General features: G+C 48.7%; 18 protein-coding genes. All 18 read left to right on the forward strand.

The annotated features are described in order from the left end of the window. The first annotated feature begins 1 nt into the window (after position 1). The 18 genes from NCY57_RS07985 to NCY57_RS08070 all read left to right on the forward strand — a co-directional run bounded on the left by NCY57_RS07985 (position 2) and on the right by NCY57_RS08070 (position 19,696). Complete coding sequence (locus tag NCY57_RS07985) at positions 2-1,300, forward strand: relaxase/mobilization nuclease domain-containing protein (RefSeq protein WP_173773858.1); 1,299 nt, start codon at positions 2-4, stop codon at positions 1,298-1,300. Positions 1,301-1,305: 5 nt separating this feature from the next. Beyond that, the gene (locus NCY57_RS07990; protein ID WP_117638845.1) at positions 1,306-2,142 is read left to right on the forward strand and encodes a PcfB family protein; all 837 of its coding nucleotides are present in this window, start codon (positions 1,306-1,308) and stop codon (positions 2,140-2,142) included. A gap of 3 nt (positions 2,143-2,145) precedes the next feature. Beyond that, positions 2,146-3,084 carry an ArdC-like ssDNA-binding domain-containing protein gene (locus NCY57_RS07995; RefSeq protein WP_173773856.1) on the forward strand — a complete coding sequence of 313 codons (939 nt, stop codon included), beginning with the start codon at positions 2,146-2,148 and terminating at the stop codon, positions 3,082-3,084. 96 nt (positions 3,085-3,180) lie between these two features. After that, complete coding sequence (locus tag NCY57_RS08000; protein ID WP_015513376.1) at positions 3,181-3,495, forward strand: hypothetical protein; 315 nt, start codon at positions 3,181-3,183, stop codon at positions 3,493-3,495. A gap of 30 nt (positions 3,496-3,525) precedes the next feature. Then, a complete protein-coding gene (locus NCY57_RS08005; RefSeq protein ID WP_015513377.1) occupies positions 3,526-3,777 on the forward strand; it encodes a DUF4314 domain-containing protein in 252 nt (83 codons plus the stop codon). 26 nt (positions 3,778-3,803) lie between these two features. Beyond that, on the forward strand, positions 3,804-5,534 hold the full coding sequence (locus tag NCY57_RS08010; protein WP_431833509.1) for a VirD4-like conjugal transfer protein, CD1115 family: 1,731 nt from the start codon (positions 3,804-3,806) through the stop codon (positions 5,532-5,534). Next, complete coding sequence (locus NCY57_RS08015) at positions 5,534-5,908, forward strand: glutamyl-tRNA amidotransferase (protein WP_173739999.1); 375 nt, start codon at positions 5,534-5,536, stop codon at positions 5,906-5,908. The genes NCY57_RS08010 and NCY57_RS08015 overlap by 1 nt, the downstream gene beginning before the upstream one ends. Positions 5,909-5,982: 74 nt before the next feature. Further along, positions 5,983-6,822, forward strand: coding sequence for a hypothetical protein (locus tag NCY57_RS08020; RefSeq protein ID WP_055238883.1), 840 nt, complete (start codon positions 5,983-5,985; stop codon positions 6,820-6,822). Positions 6,823-6,834: 12 nt separating this feature from the next. Next, complete coding sequence (locus NCY57_RS08025; protein ID WP_015513380.1) at positions 6,835-7,272, forward strand: DUF4313 domain-containing protein; 438 nt, start codon at positions 6,835-6,837, stop codon at positions 7,270-7,272. A gap of 8 nt (positions 7,273-7,280) precedes the next feature. Further along, the gene (locus tag NCY57_RS08030) at positions 7,281-7,715 is read left to right on the forward strand and encodes a PrgI family protein (RefSeq protein WP_015535752.1); all 435 of its coding nucleotides are present in this window, start codon (positions 7,281-7,283) and stop codon (positions 7,713-7,715) included. After that, positions 7,708-10,038, forward strand: a complete 2,331-nt coding sequence (locus NCY57_RS08035) for a VirB4-like conjugal transfer ATPase, CD1110 family (protein WP_238135149.1) — start codon at positions 7,708-7,710, stop codon at positions 10,036-10,038. The genes NCY57_RS08030 and NCY57_RS08035 overlap by 8 nt, the downstream gene beginning before the upstream one ends. A 31-nt stretch (positions 10,039-10,069) precedes the next feature. Next, positions 10,070-12,013 (forward strand): lysozyme family protein, encoded by a 1,944-nt coding sequence (locus NCY57_RS08040; protein WP_173706279.1) that lies wholly within the window; start codon positions 10,070-10,072, stop codon positions 12,011-12,013. 115 nt (positions 12,014-12,128) lie between these two features. Next, entirely contained in the window at positions 12,129-13,094 is a 966-nt protein-coding gene (locus NCY57_RS08045; RefSeq protein WP_015535749.1) for a helix-turn-helix domain-containing protein, read from the forward strand. Between the two features lie 130 nt (positions 13,095-13,224). Next, complete coding sequence (locus NCY57_RS08050; RefSeq protein ID WP_015535748.1) at positions 13,225-13,821, forward strand: MptD family putative ECF transporter S component; 597 nt, start codon at positions 13,225-13,227, stop codon at positions 13,819-13,821. Then, positions 13,821-14,573, forward strand: coding sequence for an energy-coupling factor transporter transmembrane component T (locus NCY57_RS08055; protein ID WP_015528444.1), 753 nt, complete (start codon positions 13,821-13,823; stop codon positions 14,571-14,573). Before NCY57_RS08050 ends, NCY57_RS08055 begins: the two co-directional genes overlap by 1 nt. Further along, the gene (locus NCY57_RS08060) at positions 14,570-16,036 is read left to right on the forward strand and encodes an ABC transporter ATP-binding protein (protein WP_147518577.1); all 1,467 of its coding nucleotides are present in this window, start codon (positions 14,570-14,572) and stop codon (positions 16,034-16,036) included. The genes NCY57_RS08055 and NCY57_RS08060 overlap by 4 nt, the downstream gene beginning before the upstream one ends. A gap of 126 nt (positions 16,037-16,162) precedes the next feature. Further along, positions 16,163-17,947 carry an ABC transporter ATP-binding protein gene (locus NCY57_RS08065; protein ID WP_015535745.1) on the forward strand — a complete coding sequence of 595 codons (1,785 nt, stop codon included), beginning with the start codon at positions 16,163-16,165 and terminating at the stop codon, positions 17,945-17,947. After that, a complete protein-coding gene (locus NCY57_RS08070; RefSeq protein WP_015535744.1) occupies positions 17,948-19,696 on the forward strand; it encodes an ABC transporter ATP-binding protein in 1,749 nt (582 codons plus the stop codon). It abuts the gene before it with no gap. The last annotated feature ends 3 nt before the right edge of the window (positions 19,697-19,699 follow it).

A 19,699-nucleotide genomic window follows, 5' to 3' on the forward strand; every position in this document is an offset into this window, starting at 1 on the left:
GATGGCATACACCAGTATCATCCCGGTCAGCCGTCTGGACAATTCCATCACTTACATCCGAAATAAGGATAAGACCACAAAGAAAGGGCAGAGTGCCGGCTCTCTGGAAGAAGCCATTGATTACGCCATGAACCGGGACAAGACAGAGCGTTCCGTTTTTGAGGATTCCATCGGCTGTGTCTGCGAGACTGCCTATCAAGATATGGTAGAAACGAAGAAACGCTACCACAAGATGGACGGGGTACAGGGCTACCATCTGGTGCAGAGCTTTGCCAAAGGGGAAGTCACCCCGGAACTGGCACACCAGATCGGCATGGAGCTGGCAGAAAGGCTCCTTCAGAGAAAATACGAAGCAGTCATCACCACCCATCTGAACACGGAGCATTACCACAACCACATCGTGTTTAATTCCGTTAGCATGGAAGATGGGAAAAAGTACCACAGCAACAGCAGGAGTTACTATGAGGATGTGCGGAAAGCTTCGGATGCCTTATGCCTGAAATACGGCTTATCTGTCATCGAGCCGAAAAACGGCAAAGGGAAGTCCTATGCCCAGTGGATGGCAGAACAGGACGGAAAGCCGACCTGGAGAACCTCGATCTGTCTGGATATCCGGGATGCGGTGGCAGAAAGCTTCACATGGAAACAGTTTCTGGACCAGATGAAGCAGAGGGGATACCAGTGGAAGCTGAACCGGAAGTACATTGCATTAAAAGCACCGGGGATGGAACGGTATATCCGTCTGCGGAGCCTGGGGAAGCATTACTCAGAAGAGAGTATCCGGCAGTGGATCTTACAGCCAAAGAGCAGGACACCTGCTGGGAAAGAAGGAATTTCCCGAACCCCGAAAAAGAAGCTAAAGGGGATACAGGCCCTGTACTATTCCTATCTGTATCAGATGGGTGTTCTAAAGCAGAAGCCGAAAAGGATCTCCCCGGTGCTCCGGGCAGATATCCGGAAACTGGATGCCAGGATCGAGCAGATGGAATTTCTCCAGAAGCATCAAATCACCACCCGTGAAGAACTGCTCGCCTACCGTACCCCGTTGGAAGAACAGGTGCAGGCACTCACGAAAGAACGGAAGCGGCTCTACCGGAGCGAACCGGACGGTGTCAGGATCGGTCAGATCAACAAAGTACTGAAGCCGCTTCGGAAGGATATCCGCATTTGTATCCGGATCGAACAGCAGTCCAGAGAGATGGAAGAGCGGATGCGTCTGGCAGAGCAGATCCAGAGACAGGCAGAACAGGAAGAAGATAAGACGGAGAAAACCAGACAAAAGGAAACAGAAAGCAGGTGAACGATATGAATTATGGAGGCGATGCGGCGGACCAGATCGTCCGGTATTCCCTGGACGGCGTGGACCACGGGCTCAGGCTTTCGGGTACGCTGGCAAAGCATCTGGCGGTATTTGTTGCCGCCGTATTAAAAGACCAGAAGAAAACGAGGGGCAAGACCAGAATGGTGCGGATGTTAAAGGAGAACAAGCCATTGAAGTTCTTCACTGTGCCATCTGACCGCCTGCGTGAATTCTGCAGTGAGGGCAGGAAACGAGGACTGCTCTATGTGATCATCCGGGATAAAAAGAACCCGGAGATGAGCGAGGTCATGGTCTTTGCCGATGATGCAGCCAAAGTCAACCGTGTCATGGATAAGATGAACCTTGATTTTGTAAGGAGCGAAGTCGGGGAAGCTGTCCATGAGGTAACCGCCGGAATGGAAGCACCGGAAACCGAAGCAGTACAGGAAACTGTGCAGATGCCGGAGGGCGAGGTGCAGTTTGAAATCAGCGATCTGGACGAAGCATTCCAGGTCGGTGACATGGACTTTTCTGAAGAGGAAAAGAACCAGAATCATCCCGAAAAGGAGTTTTCCGAACCGGAAAATTTTATCCCGGTGCAGGAAGAGGGGGAAGAGAATCTGTCCGGCTCTTCCTTGCACAGCAGAAATATTTCTACCGGGCAGGAAAAAGGGACTGATGCAGGGCAGAGGGAACAGGAGCGTCCCAGTGTCCGCCGGGAGCTGGAGAACATCAAACGGGAAAAAGCAGAGGAATCCCAGAAGCGGAGCCGGGAAAAGAACCGTGGACCAAGGAAAACGCAGAAGAAAGCAAGAAATAAACGAAAGGTGAAAGCGAGGTAGGAGATGGACCTGACAAAATTTTTAGGGCAGGACTCGCAGGAGCAGTCCGCCCAGCGGTTATCGAAAGAAGAATATGCCGCACAGAAAAAGCAGGAGAGGGAAGAAATCTGGGGTATGATCGATGGAAAGGCACAGGAGGTCTTCCAGAATGGGGACTCCTTAAAAGGATTCCTTGATTTTATGGGACAGTGCAAGCCGCAGAGGACAGACAACCTGTTCCTGCTTTATGCACAGAATCCGGAGATCCGGCAGGTCAAGACCTTTGAAAAATGGAAGGAAGAAGGCAAGGTAGTCAAGACCGGAAGCAAGGGATACAACTTCATTGTCGGACAGGAATATGAAAAGGACGGTGTCATCCAGCAGGGGTACTCCATCCAGAAAGCCTATGACATCAGCCAGATCCGTACCAAGCAGCCGGAAGAGGCAGAGCCAAAGCCGATGGACCAGCTGATGGAAGCACTGCTGACCGACAGCGAGGTACGGATTCAGATCGCAGACAATCTGCCGGATAAGGTACAGGCACAGTACATCCCGAACAAGCGGACAATCTATGTCCGAAATGGCATGAGCGAAAATGCAACGTTCCATTCCATCAGCCGGGAACTGGCGTATGCATCCCTGGACCATCACGATGGAAGCTACAGCCGGGCAGGGGTATCGGCACAGGCCTATTGTGCGGCGTATGTGACAGCACAGAAATACGGCGTGGATGTCTCCGGTTTTTCCTTTGACAAGGTATGCCAGATGCAGGCATTCGGACAGAAAGATCCGAAAGAACTCCGCTCCTTTATCCAGGATGTAAAGAGTGCAGCCTATTCCATTGGCAAGCAGGTAGACCGCAACCTTGGCAAAAGCGAGCAGGAATTTATGACCGATGAATTTGCCATCCCGGAGGAAAAAACGGAGAAACCTGCCAAGAGTAAAAAGTCCCCGGAACGCTGATAAAAAGGGGCTTTTCCGGCTCTTTTGCACTAGCTTTCTGGGAGGAAGTGTGGTATGTTGTGGTTGAGAAAAAAGAGGAAAAAAGGAGGCTCGCCTATGACAAGAATGCGATATGTAAAGATGGACCGGATCATGAACCACATGCTGATCCATGCACTCCGGGAAGTGTTCCGGCAGGAAAAAGAACAGGGGCTTCCGGTGGATACCACACGGGATCTGGTTCTGAAGCTGGCAGAGCAGGAAGAGGGAAAGCTCTACCTGACAGAAGCCGAACACAGCAAATCCGTGGAAGCCTTAAACCAGCTCCGGGACACATACCTGAAAAACGGACGCTATTCCGATGGGATCGACAGCGTCCTGTTAAAGATCATGAAATCCAGATACCGCCCATACCGTGGAAGGGGAAGATGAAGAAAGGATGTGGTACAAATATACAGAAATATGACACAAGAAAGAATAGAAGCCATGCGGAGAAGATATCCGCCGGGAACCGAGGTCACGCTTAACAGCATGGAGGGGGAGAGCCACATGCCACCCGGCTTAAAAGGTAAGGTGGATATGGTAGACGATGCAGGGCAGATCCACGTAAACTGGGAGAATGGAAGCAGCCTTGCCCTCGTTCCGGGAGTGGACAGCTTCCACATTACGGACCTGCCAAGAGCAGAGAGGCCCAAACAGCAGCCATCCCGGTAACAAACAGCCGGAAGTCAGACTGGGTGATTTGGCTTGCCGGACTGCCTGTCATCTGGTGGGCAGCAATTCTGATTGCGGATGCCATCCAGCCGGGCAGGAATCTTTTTGAGCTGATGGAGGTTCTCACCGAAAAAATGAACCACCCCTTCCAGCTTCATTATACGGAATATACCATCAAGTCGATGCTGGTCTGCACGTTACTTTACGCAGCCGGGATCGGCATTTTTTATTCCAGTCAGAAGAACTACCGCAGAGGGGAAGAACATGGCTCTGCCAGATGGGGCGATGCCCGGCAGATCTGTAAGAAATATAGCCAGAAGCCGTACTCCCAGAACATCCTGCTGACACAGAACTTCCGCATTAGCCTTGACACCCACAAGCACCGCAGATGTCTCAACATTCTCGTAGTGGGAGGCTCCGGTGCAGGAAAATCCAGAGGCTTTGCCCTGCCAAACATCATGCAGTGCTGCTGTTCGATGGTCATCACCGATCCGAAAGCCGAGCTGCTCCGAAAGACAGGCGGTCTTCTGGAAAAGAAAGGATATGAGGTGCGTGTCTTTGACCTCATCAATCCCGACACATCTTTTTGCTACAATCCATTCGAGTATGTCCACGATGACAAAGACGTGCTCCGTCTTATTTCCAATCTGATACAAAACACCACACCCAAAGGTTCCCAGTCCTCTGATCCCTTCTGGGAGAAGAGCGAAACCGCACTACTTCAGGCACTGATGCTGTATCTGCTCCACGAAGCTCCGCCGGAAGAACAGAACTTCGCCATGATCATGGAGATGTTAGGCTCGGCACAGGTAAAAGAAGAGGACGAGGACTACGAGTCCCCTCTGGACATTTTGTTTGACCGTCTGGAGATGCGGGACCCGGACAGCATTGCCGTCAAGCAGTATCACATTTACAAGCAGGCGGCAGGAAAGACCGCCAAGTCCATCCTGATCAGTGTAGGTGTCCGGCTGGCAGCCTTCAATCTGCCGCAGATCGCCAAGCTGACCAATACTGATGAACTGGATCTTTCCAGCATGGGAGAAAGAAAAGTTGCCCTTTTCTGCTGTATCCCGGATGCAGACACCTCTTTGAATTATCTGGTAGGCATGATCTACAGCCAGCTTTTCCAGACGCTTTATTACATGGCAGACCGTGTGCATGGCGGTGCCCTCCCGGTTCCGGTCAACTGCATCATGGATGAGTTTCCAAACGTATCCCTGCCAAATGAGTTTGAGAAGATCCTGGCAACCTGCCGTTCCCGTTCCATTTACTGCAGCATCATCATCCAGAACATGAGCCAGCTAAAGGCTCTGTTCAAGGACTCCTGGGAAAGTCTGGTGGGCAACTGCGATGAGTTTTTGTACCTGGGCGGCAATGAAAAAGAGACACACAAATATGTATCAGAATTACTGGGGAAAGAAACCATAGACACCAACACCTACGGGCAGACCAAAGGAAAATCCGGCAGCTACTCCACCAACTTCCAGCAGAGCGGAAGGGAGCTGTTACAGCCGGATGAAGTCCGTATGCTGGATAACCAGAATGCACTTCTGTTTATCCGCGGGGAGCGGCCCATACTGGATGCCAAGTATGACCTGATGAAGCATCCCAACATCCGGTATACCGAGGACGGAGGTGCCGGCCCGTTCAATTATGCGAAAGCACCGCTGGCGCATGACGATTTTACATTTGACGAAACAAGATATGACGATTACGAACTGCTTCTGGATGAGGACATCATCGGGGAGCTTTTTTGATGGGAGGAATGCCAATGAATTTACTGAAAAATAAGAAACACACAGAAATCAGGAAAGAGACCGCACCGCTGAAGATGAAGAGAGGGCAGAAGAAACTGTTTGTTCTGTATGCAGTCATGGTACTGTCGATCTGCATTGGGGCGACCTGCGTTTATGCCGCAGGCGATCCGCTGACCGTAGTCAATAACCTGTCCACGTTTATCTTTTCCCTGATCCGCGCCATTGGCCTGATCCTGCTGGGATTTGGTATCGTGCAGGTCGGTCTGTCCTTAAAGAGCCACGATCCAAGCCAGAGGGCAAACGGATTTCTGACACTGGCAGGCGGTATCATCATTACCTTTGCAAAAGAGATCCTGGATCTGATCATGGGATAGGAGAAGAGTCCAGAAGGGGAGCCATGCGAAATGCCGGCTCCCTGCTCACTTTTGAGGATGGGAGGTGAAACTGTTTGAGTGATAACTGGATCGTACAGAATCTAAATTCTGCCTTGCAGACCTGGAGCGACAAGCTGGCTGAAATCTGGACACTGCTGACGCAAAGCCCGGAGAATTTCAAGGGCGGGGCAATCTGGAGCGTGATGACGAACATCAACGGTGGACTGAAAGCCATCGGGTACGGCCTGCTGGTTCTGTTCTTTGCGGCAGGGCTGGTAAAAACCTGTGGGAGCTTCACGGATATGAAAAAGCCGGAACACGTAGTGAAAGCCTTTATCCGTTTTGCACTGGCACAGGGAGCCGTTATGTCCGGCATGGAGCTTCTGACTGCGATCTTTTCCGTTGTGCAGGGCATCGTAACAAATATCATGTCCCACTCCGGGATGGCGGGTGGAACTGTAACGGAGCTGCCCTCGGAGATCGTGGACAAGATCGAAGCGGTGGGGATGCTGGAATCTATCCCTTTGTGGATCGTAACTTTATTAGGAAGCCTGCTGATTACGGTATTGTCATTTGTCATGATTCTGACTGTATACGGGAGAATGTTTAAGCTGTATATGTACACAGCCATCGCACCGATTCCATTGGCAACCTTTGCCGGGGAGCCAACCCAGTCTGTAGGAAAGAACTTTATCCGTTCCTACGCCGGGGTATGTCTGGAAGGAGCCATCATCGCACTGGCCTGCATCATCTTTTCGGTGTTTGCATCAAGTCCGCCGGCCATCGGGGACACCAGCCTGTCCGCCGTGACCATTGTCTGGAATTACGTCGGGGAACTGGTATTTAACCTGCTGGTACTGGTCGGGGCAGTCAAGGCATCCGACCGTATCGTAAAAGAAATCATGGGATTATAGGAGGCGAAAAAAATGGAAGAACCAAAGACACTGAGCTACGACTGGCAGTATGGCCGGGAGGAATTATTTCTCAGGGTAGACAGTTACATGAGCGATGACAATCTCTATATCGGGCTTTACCATATGGAAGATGGATACCCGGAAAGCTTTGCAGACCTTACGGTAAACCTGCCTTTTGCTCCGCTGGGCGGTATCAATGAAGCCTATATCGACCACAATTTCAGCAAAGAAAAGCTTCGTTTTATAAAGCAGCATAAGCTGGGAACGATACAGCCGGATACCGCATCCTCCGGTTACTGCATTTTCCAGAGGGTTGCATTCGACCTGAAAAAACTGGCAGAGCTTGATCCGGAAGGAACAAAAAGATTTATGGAAAGAAATGGCATACGGCAAAGGGATGTACCAAAACAGAAACAAAAGAAAAAACAGAGATTACAAAGAGAAAGGTAGAAAACAACATGGAAGTGAAAATGAATAAAGAAATCCGAGACTATCAGGAGTCAATGTTCTGGGGCTTAAGCTTCCGGCAGTGCTTATTTTCGGTACTGGCGATCCTGGCAGCCCTTGGAATCTATTTTGTCACCCGGAAATATGCCGGGGAACAGGTAACCGGATGGCTGTGCATCCTTGGGGCGGCTCCCTTTGCAGCCTGCGGCTTTTTTCGTTACCACGGCATGACGGCAGAACAGTTTGCATGGGTAGTCATTAAATCCGAACTGCTGTACCCGAAGCGGCTGGTATTTAAGTCGGAGAACCTGTACTTTTCCTGCATGGAAGAGAGCCTGCGGCTGGGTGAGAAAATGATGGGAAACGGAGCGGAACTTCTGGAAAAGAAGCGGACGAAACAGAAGAAACCAAAGAAGCGAAGAGGAAGGGGTGATGCCTTTGATTAAAACCCTGAGTCAGACACTGAAACAGGACAAGGAAAAATTTAAAGTACCGAAGTCTGTCCAGCAGGCCATCCCGATTCGCAAGATCTGGCCAGATGGTATTTTTCAGGTGGAGAGCAAGTATTCCAGGACATTCCGGTTTACGGATATCAACTATTCCATTGCCAGTAAAGCGGACAAGACGGAAATGTTCCTGGACTACTCTGAACTTTTAAATGCACTGGATTCTGGCTGTACGGCGAAGATCACCCTGAACAATCGTAAGATCAACAAGGAAGAGTTTGAGCAGTCCCTGCTGATCCCGATGAAAGGGGACGGTCTGGACGAGTACCGGAAAGAGTACAATGACATGCTCCTTTCCAAGATCTCCGGTACCAACAACAGTATCTACCAGGAACGCTATCTGACCATCAGCGTCCACAAGAAAAACATCGATGAAGCCAGAACCTATTTCGCACGTGTGGGAACGGACATCATCACCCATCTGGCCAAGCTGTCCTCTATTGGGGAAGAGCTGGATGCAGAGCAGAGGCTACAGATCTTCCGGGACTTTTTCAAGGCAGACGTTCCACAGAGTTTTTCATTTGACATGAAAGCCTTTGCGAAAAAGGGACACAGCTTCAAAGACTGGATCTGCCCGGACACGATGGAATTCCATAACGACCATTTCAAGCTGGGCGAGCAGTACGGCAGAGTCCTTTTTATGGAAGATTACGCCAGCTATGTAAAGGATGAGATGATCTCCGAACTGTGCAGCCTTGGCAGGAACCTGATGCTGTCCATTGATATCATCCCCGTACCGACAGACGAAGCGGTGCGTGAGATCCAGAACCGACTGCTGGGCGTGGAGACAAACGTCACCAACTGGCAGAGACGCCAGAATGCCAACAATAACTTTTCAGCCGTAGTTCCCTATGACATGGAGCTGCAGAGAAAAGAGACCAAGGAAATGCTGGACGATCTGACCACCAGGGATCAGAGGATGATGTTCGGCATCCTGACAATGGTACATATGGCAGACAGCAAGAAACAACTGGACTCCGATACGGAAACCCTGTATTCCATTGCGAGAAAACACCTCTGCCAGATGGCAACTTTGAAGTGGCAACAGGTCGATGGACTGAATACCGTCCTGCCGTATGGCCTGCGGAAAATCGATGCAGTGCGTACCCTTACTACAGAATCCACCGCCGTCCTGATCCCGTTCCATACGCAGGAAATCATGCAGCCGGGAGGCATCTATTATGGGCAGAATGCCGTCAGCAAAAATATGCTGGTGGCAGACCGAAGGAAGCTGTTAAACGGCAACTCTTTCCGACTGGGTGTCAGCGGCTCCGGCAAGAGCTTCTCGGCAAAAGAGGAGATCGTAGACCTTGCCCTTTCCACGGAAGATGACATCCTCATCCTCGATCCGGAGTCGGAGTTTGCTTCTCTGGTGGAAGCCTTAAACGGAGAGGTCATCCGGATCTCGGCAACCTCGGATACCCATCTGAATGCACTGGATATGGATTCTGCCTATGGCAATGATCGAAATCCTCTGATTGAGAAGTCAGAATTTATCCTTTCCCTGTTTGAGCAGCTCGTAGGAGCCGGAAACCTTTCGGCAAAGGAGAAATCCATCCTTGACCGCTGCACCGCAGATGTGTACCGGGATTATATGAGGGGCGGTTACAAAGGGCAGGTGCCGACCTTAAAGGACCTGTACCGACAACTCATGCTCCAGCCGGAAGAAGAAGCCAGAGGGCTGGCTCTGTCTTCGGAACTGTTTATCAATGGCAGTCTGAACACCTTTGCCCAGGAAACCAATGTCAACACGAAGAGCCGTATCATCGACTATGACATCCGGGAGCTGGGCGAACAGCTGATGCCCCTTGGCATGCTGGTCACACTGGATTCGATTTTTAACCGTGTGATCCAGAACTGGAAGAAGGGAAAAACGACATGGATCTTTGCGGATGAGTTTTATCTGCTGTTCCGCTATGAATACAGTGCGGACTTTTTCTACCGCCTGTACAAGCGTATCCGTAAGTATTCCGGATTTGTAACCGGACTTACCCAGAACGTTGAGGAACTTCTGAAATCCGATACCGCCCGCCTGATGCTGGCGAACAGTGAGTTCCTGATCCTTTTGAATCAGGCTACCACCGACCGGGATGAGCTGGCGGCACTTCTGAATATTTCAGACAACCAGTTATCCTACATCACCAATGTGGGTGCCGGCCATGGTCTGATCCGCTGTTCCGGAAATCTGGTGCCGTTTGAAAATTCGTTTCCAAGAAATACAAAGCTGTACCGCCTGATGACGACCAAGCCGGGCGAAGGGTAAGAGCGGGACAAGCCGGGACTGGAGGTGAGAGATGAAGGATATCAAAACCAAAGAAGTTACAACAAAACCAAAGACCAAAAATCCTGCCTCCAGAATCCCCAAGGAGCTGATGCGGACGGCCATACTGGAGAGCAAGGAAAAATCCCAGGCCATCGCAAATGCCAGGGACAATGACATGGGAGAACAGTCCCCATCCGAATATGCCAGTGGGAAAGTCGCATCCGCAGAGGAATGGGCTGCAAGAAAGACAGGCAGAACTGTAACCAGAGCCGGAAAGACAGCCGCACAGACTTCCTACGAGAAGATCAAACAGAGAGCCGCTGGCAAAAAAGAAGTAGAAAAAGAAGCGGAGAAAGAAACCGCCAGAGGAACAGGGGACACACAGACCGCCGATCCTGCTAGCCGGGAAGCACCCGAGCAGAAGAGCCGGGAAGTACAGATTCAGAATGCCCAGCGGCAAAAGGCGGTTTCAGATGCCGTCAAAACAAAAGAGCAGAAGATCCGGGCTGCCAGGGAGACACCAAGAATCCAGAATGGACAGGAAATGTCGGAAGGTGGATCGCTTTCCATCAAAAGACAAAACCAGAAAAGCAAGGCCGGAGATACCGCAAGGCAGAATGCCATCCGCCAGAAACAGCCGGAAACCATACGGATCAAGGAAAAGCCACGGAAACAGTTGGAGCCGAAGACCATACAGCGGCGTACTATTAAGACCGCCCCTCCATCTGTGAAGATCAGCATCCAGCCAGAGCAGAAGCTCCGGGTGGCCAGTTCCAACGCCCTGACAGCCCGGATGCAGAAGCAGATGGAACGAAGGGCAGCGAAGCAGGCGGCGAAGAAAGCCGCCTTGCAGACTTCCGATGGAGTCCGCCGGATACAGAAAACGGCAAGGGCAGGAGAGAATACCTTCAAGGCAGCTAAGGCCGCTGTAGAAGCGGCAGCGAAAACGGTGCAGTCCATGATGGCTGCACTGGGAGCCGCCGGAGCGGTCATGGTTCTGCTTCTGGTTATCATGGTCGGGATCATTGGCGGTGCGGCATTCTCTGGAAGCTCAGAGAGCAACGAAGCACTCAGCCAGGAAGTACTTTCCTATACGGCAACCATCCAGAAATACGCCAACCAGTATGGAATCCTCGAATACGTTTCCGTGATACAGGCAATCATGATGCAGGAATCTGGCGGCCGGGGGACCGATCCCATGCAGAGCAGTGAGTGCCCATACAACACCCGGTATTCCAACAGCCCGAATGCCATCCAGGATGCCGACTATTCCATACATGTAGGAATCCAGTATTATGCGGACTGCCTGAAGGAAGCCGGATGCACCAGCCCCCAGGACATGGATAAGCTGAAGCTGTCCCTGCAAGGGTATAACTACGGCAACGGATACATAACGTGGGCGCTCCGAAACTACGGGGGCTACAGTGCAGAAAATGCTCTGCAGTTTTCCAATGATCAGGCTGCTTCGCATGGCTGGAGTGCCTATGGCGATCCAGAATACGTCCCTCACGTCCTGAGGTATTATTCCAGCGGCGGATTGTTTGCCGGCCTGTTTGGAGGCAACGGCCAGATCGTATCCGTGGCACTTACCCAGCTTGGAAATGAAGGAGGCCAGAAGTTCTGGTCATGGTATGGATTTGACAGCCATGTGGCGTGGTGTGCCTGCTTTGCCAGCTGGTGTGGGGATCAGGCAGGACTGATCGAGAGCGGCAAGATGCCGAAGTTCTCCCTATGCGATGATGGGATCGCGTGGTTTCAGGGCAAGGGAAAATGGAAGAGCAGAGGATATTCGCCAGCACCCGGAACCCTGATCTTCTTTGACTGGAACGGGGACGGAACCTCAGACCATGTGGGAATCGTGGAGAAAATTGAGGGAAGTACCGTATATACGGTAGAGGGAAACTCCAGTGATGCCGTGAACAAGAGAAGCTATGATATCAATAACGGAACGATCATGGGATACGGCATACTTTGAAAATTAATATGTTGACTCTTAGAGAGTAGTCAATAGTTTAGATTACCTTGACTAAAAAACAAATATAAAGTATTATGTGATTAGCTTCGACTAACTAGAAAAAGGAGGGCGCACGATGACAAACCAATATATGACGAAGCTGTATCACGATCTGCTCTCCAACTCTCCGCAGACAGTGACAATAGATATTCCGGCTGATATGGGAACAGGTCAGATTTCGCAAGTTGTTACAAAGCAAGGAGCAGTTGTTTCGGACTGGAAAATGAATTATTTTTCAGATATGAACGTGCAGGGAGTGAGTAGCGAAGAATACATTCAAATGTTGTTCTGCTTCAATGATGGTGTTTCCTGGAATATTGCAGATAGCCGACAAAGTATCAGCATACAAAAAGGTGAGTCCTGTATTTATCGTGGACACGGGAAAATGGAATATCTGTGCTATTCCAAACAAAACGATTTCCTTTTCAAAAATGTAAAAGTACCACTGTCGTATTTCCGTAAAATTATGAATGACTATTTTGATGTTGGTGAGATTGAGGTTTATCAGAAAAAACTATTGGAAGGTATATCAAAAGTAGGTATTACTCCCTATATGGAGCACATTTTTGCGGAACTGAAAGACTTCACGCAATATCGCGGCGGATTGGGATACCTGTTTTTGGAAAGCAAAGTTTTTGAGTTGTTATCTGTATATTTGAGTGAGATTTTGGAACTGAGTATTCTTGCGTCAACTTATATAGCAATTTCCAGAAGTGACCGAGAATCCATCATAGAAGCGAAGAGAATCATTGACAGTCAGCTTGCTTTGGCACCAAGTTGTGAGGAATTGGCTCGAAAAGTCAATATTAGTACTTCAAAATTGTCAAAGGGTTTTTCCTCGCTGTTTGGAACATCGGTTCATGCGTATATTATAGATCAGCGATTGGAAAAGGCGGCAAGTCTACTATTAGAAAGTAATTTGAACGTAAGTCAGGTGGCAGCATTTGTAGGCTATTCAAAACCGAGTAACTTTGCTTCGGCATTCAAAAAGAAATATGGGGTAATTCCTAAAAACTATAAAACGGAAAATACGATTGGTTAAAATTAAAAAATACCGATTTTGGGTAGAATAAAACCGTTTTTGGGTTGGAAATGTAGGCGTAAATTGTTATTATATGTGGTGTAGTTAGAAAATACTAACTACACCATTTTTTAGATAGGAGGATACTGGTATGAGTTCCCAGAAAAAAAGTTCCCGGCTTGAGGGAAAAGATTTAATTACTATCGGCATCTACACCGTCATCTATGTCGTCATTGTTATGCTGGTGGCGATGCTTGGCTTCATCCCCATTTTTATTCCGCTGATGGCGGTGCTGTGTCCTTTGATTGGCGGCATCCCCTATATGCTGTATGTTACAAAGGCTAAAAAATTCGGGATGACTGCAATCATGGGTTTCCTGATTGGCCTAATCATGGTGTTCTTCGGCAACGGCTATCTTACTATGGTAACTGGTCTTGTTGGCGGCCTGTTGGCTGACGTGATCCTGAAAAAGGCAGACTACAAAAGTGCAAAGAGTACAGTTCTTTCCTGCGGTGTGTTCAGCATCTGGGTGTTTGGCAACTTTGCTCCCATTTTCCTGAACCGTGAAAGCTATATGGTAATGCTGACTGAAGGATACGGCGCTGAATATGCAGCTACCCTTAATACATATATGCCTATGTGGATTGCGCCTATTCTGCTGGTTGCCTGCTTTGTGTTTGGCCTTGTCGGAGGTATGATTGGGAAAGCCATTTGCAAAAAGCACTTCCAGCGTGCCGGTATTGCATAATGGCGCGGGAAATTCTGCTCAGCAAAAAAACAGAACAAGGGTTGCGGCTCGATCCGCGTACAAAACTGTTGCTCATCTTCATCATAAGCATTTTTGTCATGGGTGGAACAGGCGGAGAAGCTATGGGACTGATCCGCCTTGTTCTTTGTGTAGTTCCGGCTATATTGCTGCTCACCTCGAAACAATGTGCAAAAGCTGTGGGCTATATTGCTGTGTTTTCTGTTTTTTATGCTGTCCAAATTTATGTTTTGCCGCACCTTACGGGGATATTGAATTTCCTTGTTCTGTTTACAACAGGATTCTTCTGCCGAATCCTTCCCAGTGTTGCGATTGCTGCCTATGCAGTGAAAACAACAACGGTCAGTGAATTGATTTCCGGCATGGAAAGAATCCATATGCCTAAAGAAGTGACGATCCCCTTAACGGTCATGTTCCGCTTCTTTCCAACTGTCTTTCAGGAGTCAGAAGCAATCAGTGACGCTATGAAAATGCGTGGGATTAAACTTGGAGGGAAAAAATCTTCAAAAATATTGGAGTATAAGCTGATCCCGATGATTACCTGCTCCGTGAAAATCGGTGAGGAACTTTCCGCTGCGGCAATTACCCGTGGCCTCGGCGCTCCTGTCAAACGCACAAACATTTGCCAGCTTAAATTCAATTTTGCCGATGTGGTGCTGATCTTGTTTTGTTGCTTTGTAGTGTTTTGGGCGATTGCTTCCCCGATAATTTCCGCAGGAGGGATTTTGCCATGATAGATTTTCAAAATGTTTCTTTTTCTTATGGTGAAGAATCCAGCGGCGGAGGGATTAGAAATGTCAATCTCACCATAAACACAGGGGAATTTGTTTTACTCACGGGAGAATCCGGCTGTGGGAAAACAACGATTACCCGTTTGGTAAACGGGCTGGTGCCTCATTATTACGAGGGCAATTTAGAGGGCAATGTCCTTCTGGACGGAAAAAGCGTATCAGATACGCCGCTTTATGACTTGGCTGCTATGGTGGGATCTGTATTCCAGAATCCCAAAAGTCAGTTTTTCAACGTGGATACGGATAGTGAATTAGCCTTTGCCTGTGAAAATTTAGGCTATCCTCAGGAGGATATCCTGAAAAGGATTGACCGGACAGTTTCCGATTATCATATTGAAGATTTGATGGGGCGAAGCGTGTTTGCTCTGTCCGGAGGCGAAAAGCAAAAAATAGCCTGTGCTTCATCAAGTGTATTGCTGCCGGGAATTATGGTCCTGGACGAACCATCTTCTAATTTGGATATGGCTGCTATTGATGACCTGCGGCAGGTCCTAAGCCTCTGGAAAAAGCAGGGCAAAACAATTCTGATCGCAGAACACCGCCTTTACTACCTTCACGATCTTGCAGATCGTGTGCTGTATGTAAAAGATGGGGAGATTGAACGGGAATACACGCCTGCTGAATTTGACAGCTTATCGGATGGCACTCGAAAAGAAATGGGGCTGCGGCCGTTTTCTCTCTCGAAGTTGAAGCCTGCGAATCAGTATCAGGCGCATACAGCTAAACAGATGGAATTTCAAAATTTCTGCTTTGCGTATAAAAAGCGGGAACCGGAAAGCCTCCATATTCCGAGTGCAGAACTGCCTGTTGGAGAAACGATTGCCATTATCGGTCTGAATGGCGCTGGAAAATCTACTCTGGCCCGCTGTATTTGCGGACTGGAAAAGAAGTGTGGCTTTTTGCAGGTTGACGGGAAAACCCTTGATTGGAAAGCCCGGCTCAAACATTGCTACATGGTAATGCAGGATACCAGCCATCAGCTATTTACCGAAAGCGTGGCGGATGAAGTGCTTCTGAGCATGGACAACAAGGATGAAACTGTTGTGGATAAAATCCTTAAACAGTTTGATCTGCTGGAATATAAAGACAGGCACCCGCTTTCTCTTTCCGGCGGGCAAAAACAGCGGGTAGCGATCGCGTCTGCCATTGTGAGTAACCGGGAGATCATTGTGTTTGACGAACCAACAAGCGGGCTTGATCTCAAACATATGCGGGAAGTTGCGCGGAGTTTGAAGTCACTCGCGGATCAGGGCAAAACGCTTCTTGTTATTACGCATGATCCGGAGTTGGTGATGGCGGGATGTTCGTATGTAGTCCATATGGAAAAAGGGCAAGTAAAAGAAAGCTATCCATTGGACGAATCCGGCAGTAAAAAGGTTTTGGATTTTTTCCGAATCCGCCAGTGAATTTTAGAAATTATGAATGTCAGGGCCGCCTTGACTGGACAGAAAGATAATGATAAGAGGCCGCTTTACTTTGGCGGCCGCTTATTTTTGAAGCACAGACAGTACGGCTCAATATAAGGAGGGCTTATGTTCAAAAAAATCTTTGAGTACGCAGGGCCATATAAGAAAAATATGTATGTGGCCACGGTTGTCGTACTGGTCAGCGTTCTTATGGGCATCCTGCCTTTTGTGCTGGCCTATCAGGTCATTTCGCCATTGGTTATGGGCGATTCTGTTGAAACAGAATTTGTTTTATTGCGTGTTATAGGGGTTTTGATCTGTCTTGTTTTGCAGGCGTTTTTTTATGGATGGGGATTATCAATTTCTCATAAAGCAGCATATAACACATTGTTCCGGCTGCGGGTATCTCTGCAAAAGAAGTTTGAGAAACTTCCCCTTGGCATTGTGGAGGAAAAAGGGACAGGCACAATCAAAAAGCTGTTTGTCGATGATGTGGACAGCTTGGAATTGCTCCTTGCTCATTCAGTCCCAGAGGGTATCGCAAATTTACTGATTCCGCTGGTGATTTATGTTGCTATGTTTTGTGCGGACTGGAAACTGGCTCTTATGTCTTTGGCCTCTATCCCGATCAGCCTGCTCTCCATGGTCATTATGTACTCTGTTGGAATGAAGCGCATGGGTCCCTACTATCAGTCTGCACAGAAAATGAACAACACGATCATTGAGTACATCAATGGTATGGAGGTTGTCAAGGTATTCAATAAGGACGCAGATTCCTATGAGCGGTTCCGCAAAGATGTATCAGATTATCGGGACTATACTCTGGCGTGGTACAAGGCGGCGTGGCCGTGGATGGCAATTTACAGCAGTCTGCTTCCATGCACCATTATTCTGACTTTACCTGTTGGCGCATGGTTCGTTCTCTCTGGCTGGTCTACTTTGCCTAATTTGATCTTGGTACTGTGTCTTTCTTTAAGTATTGGTATGCCACTGCTGAAATCTCTCGGTTTCCTGCCTACCATGCCCCAGCTCAACTATAAAATTTCTGCATTGGAGCAGGTGTTGGATGCGCCAGAGCTCCAGCAGACAGAAGATGCGTTCCACGGGAAAGATGACACCATTACTTATGACCATGTTTCTTTCGCTTATCAGACCACACAGCCCGGCCCGGATGGAAAGCCTGTTGTAATTGAGGATGAAGTTCTCCATGACATTTCCTTTACGGCAAAAGCTGGACAGAAAACAGCCCTTGTTGGTGAATCTGGCTCCGGCAAGAGTACATTAGCGAAACTGCTGATTCACTATTATGACCCACAGAAAGGCAGTATTTCCATCGGTGGGCAGAAATTATGCGATATGAGCCTTGAAGCACTCAACAGCCGTATTTCCTATGTGGCGCAGGATCAATACCTGTTCAACACCTCTCTGCTTGAAAACATTCGGCTTGGTCGGCTGAACGCAACGGATGAAGAAGTGGTGGAGGCCGCAAAGAAAGCTCAGTGTATGGAGTTCCTTGAGAAACTTCCGCAGGGTATTCATTCAATGGCTGGTGATGCAGGAAAAATGCTCTCCGGCGGTCAGCACCAGCGTATTTCTCTGGCAAGGGCAATCTTAAAAGATGCTCCAATTGTGGTGCTTGACGAGGCAACTGCCTATGCCGATCCCGAAAATGAGGAAAAGATGGAAGCTGCCATTGCAGAGCTTGTAAAAGGTAAGACCCTTGTGGTTATCGCGCACAAATTACCAGCCATTATGAACGCAGATCAGATTTGTGTTATGGATCACGGAAAGCTGGTTGCAACGGGCAAACATCAGGAGCTGATCCAGTCCTGCCCAGAATATCAAAAGTTGTGGAAAGCGGCACAGGACAGCGCCGAGTGGAAAGTACATACTGCAAAGGAGGGGAAATAAATGTTTGCTTTGTTTTCAAGAATATTGAAACTTTCCGACCATTATAAGAGCCGTATTCAGGGCGCATTTGTTTGTGCGTTTCTGGAATCCATTCTGTCCAAAATGCCGATTTTTCTGGCCTTTGTGGTTTTGAGTGGATTTGCAAATAAGACGATTACCGGGCAGACTTGTCTTTATGTGGGACTTGGCCTTGCCGCTATTGTGCTGGTTCAGATGCTCGTCCACTATCTTAGTGACAGCCTGCAAAGTGCAGCGGGATATTTGATGTTCGCTGACAAGCGTATCGAATTGGGCGGCCATCTGCGGAAACTTCCGATGGGATATTTCACTTCCGGCAATATTGGCAAGATCAGTTCTGTCCTCAGTACCGACATGGTGTTCATTGAAGAAGTCGCTATGAGTACGCTGGGAAACATGATGAGCTATCTGCTGTCCTCGCTGGTTTTGCTGGCGTTCATGTTTTATCTGAATTGGCAGATTGGCTTGATTGCTGCGATAGTTACTATTTTGGCATGGCTGGTATCTAAGGGAATGAACAAAGTTTCCCTACGAGAAGCAGCAGGCCGTCAGGAGCAGAGTGAACGGCTGACCGATGCGGTGCTGTCTTTTGTGGAGGGCATTGGTGTTATTAAGAGCTATAACCTGCTTGGAGAAAAATCCGAAGAACTGTCCGGCAATTTCAAACGTTCCAGAAATACATCGCTTGATTTTGAACGGAAAATGACCCCGTGGACAATGGGGCTGAATATCCTTTACGGTATTGGTATTGCGGCAATTTTCGGTCTGTCTATTGTGTTGGAACAGAGCGGTGCGCTTTCTTTGGCTTATGTGTTGGGTGTTCTGCTATTTGTATTTGATCTTTTTGGCCCGTTGAAGGCTCTCTATGGAGAAGCATCCAGACTAACCGTTATGAACGCTGCCCTTGATCGTATTGAAGCGGTATTGGATGAACCGGAACTTTCCGACAACGGCAAGCAGCATATTCCGGCTCAGGCACAGCCGGGACAGCCGGAAGTCCTGTTCAACGATGTTACATTTGCTTATCAGGATAAAGAGGTTTTGCACCATATCAGTTTTGCCATGAAGAAAAATTCTATGACAGCGCTGGTTGGGCCATCCGGTAGTGGTAAGTCCACCATTGCAAACTTACTGGCGCGGCTTTGGGATGTAAAATCCGGCAATGTGACGATAAGGGGTGTGGATATTCGCAATGTACCTCTGTCGGAATTGATGAATCAGATCAGCATGGTATTCCAGCGCGTGTATCTGTTTCAGGACACCATTTACAACAATATCATCATGGGAAAGCCAGATGCCACGGAAGAAGAAATCTATGAGGCTGCCAGAAAAGCCCGCTGCTATGATTTCATTATGGCTCTGCCTGATGGGTTCCAGACAGTGGTTGGCGAAGGCGGTGCGACACTCTCTGGTGGCGAAAAGCAGCGTATTTCGATTGCCCGCTGTATCCTGAAAGACGCGCCTATCGTTATTTTGGACGAAGCTACCGCGAGTGTGGATACGGACAATGAAAGCTATATTCAGGAGGCTATTTCCGAATTGGTGAAGGGAAAGACCCTGCTTGTAATTGCTCACCGCCTAAATACCATCCAGAACGCCGATCAGATTTTAGTTATAGACAACGGCCAGATTGCACAGCAAGGAACCCATGAGGAACTTTTGAAACAGCCTGGTATCTATCAGGATTTTGTCAATATCCGAAAGAGTGCGGCTGGCTGGAGTCTTGCTTAATGG

Origin of the sequence: Blautia sp. MB18-30, assembly GCF_023669475.1 — a bacterium.
Taxonomy (GTDB): Bacteria; Bacillota; Clostridia; order Lachnospirales; family Lachnospiraceae; genus Blautia_A; species Blautia_A fusiformis.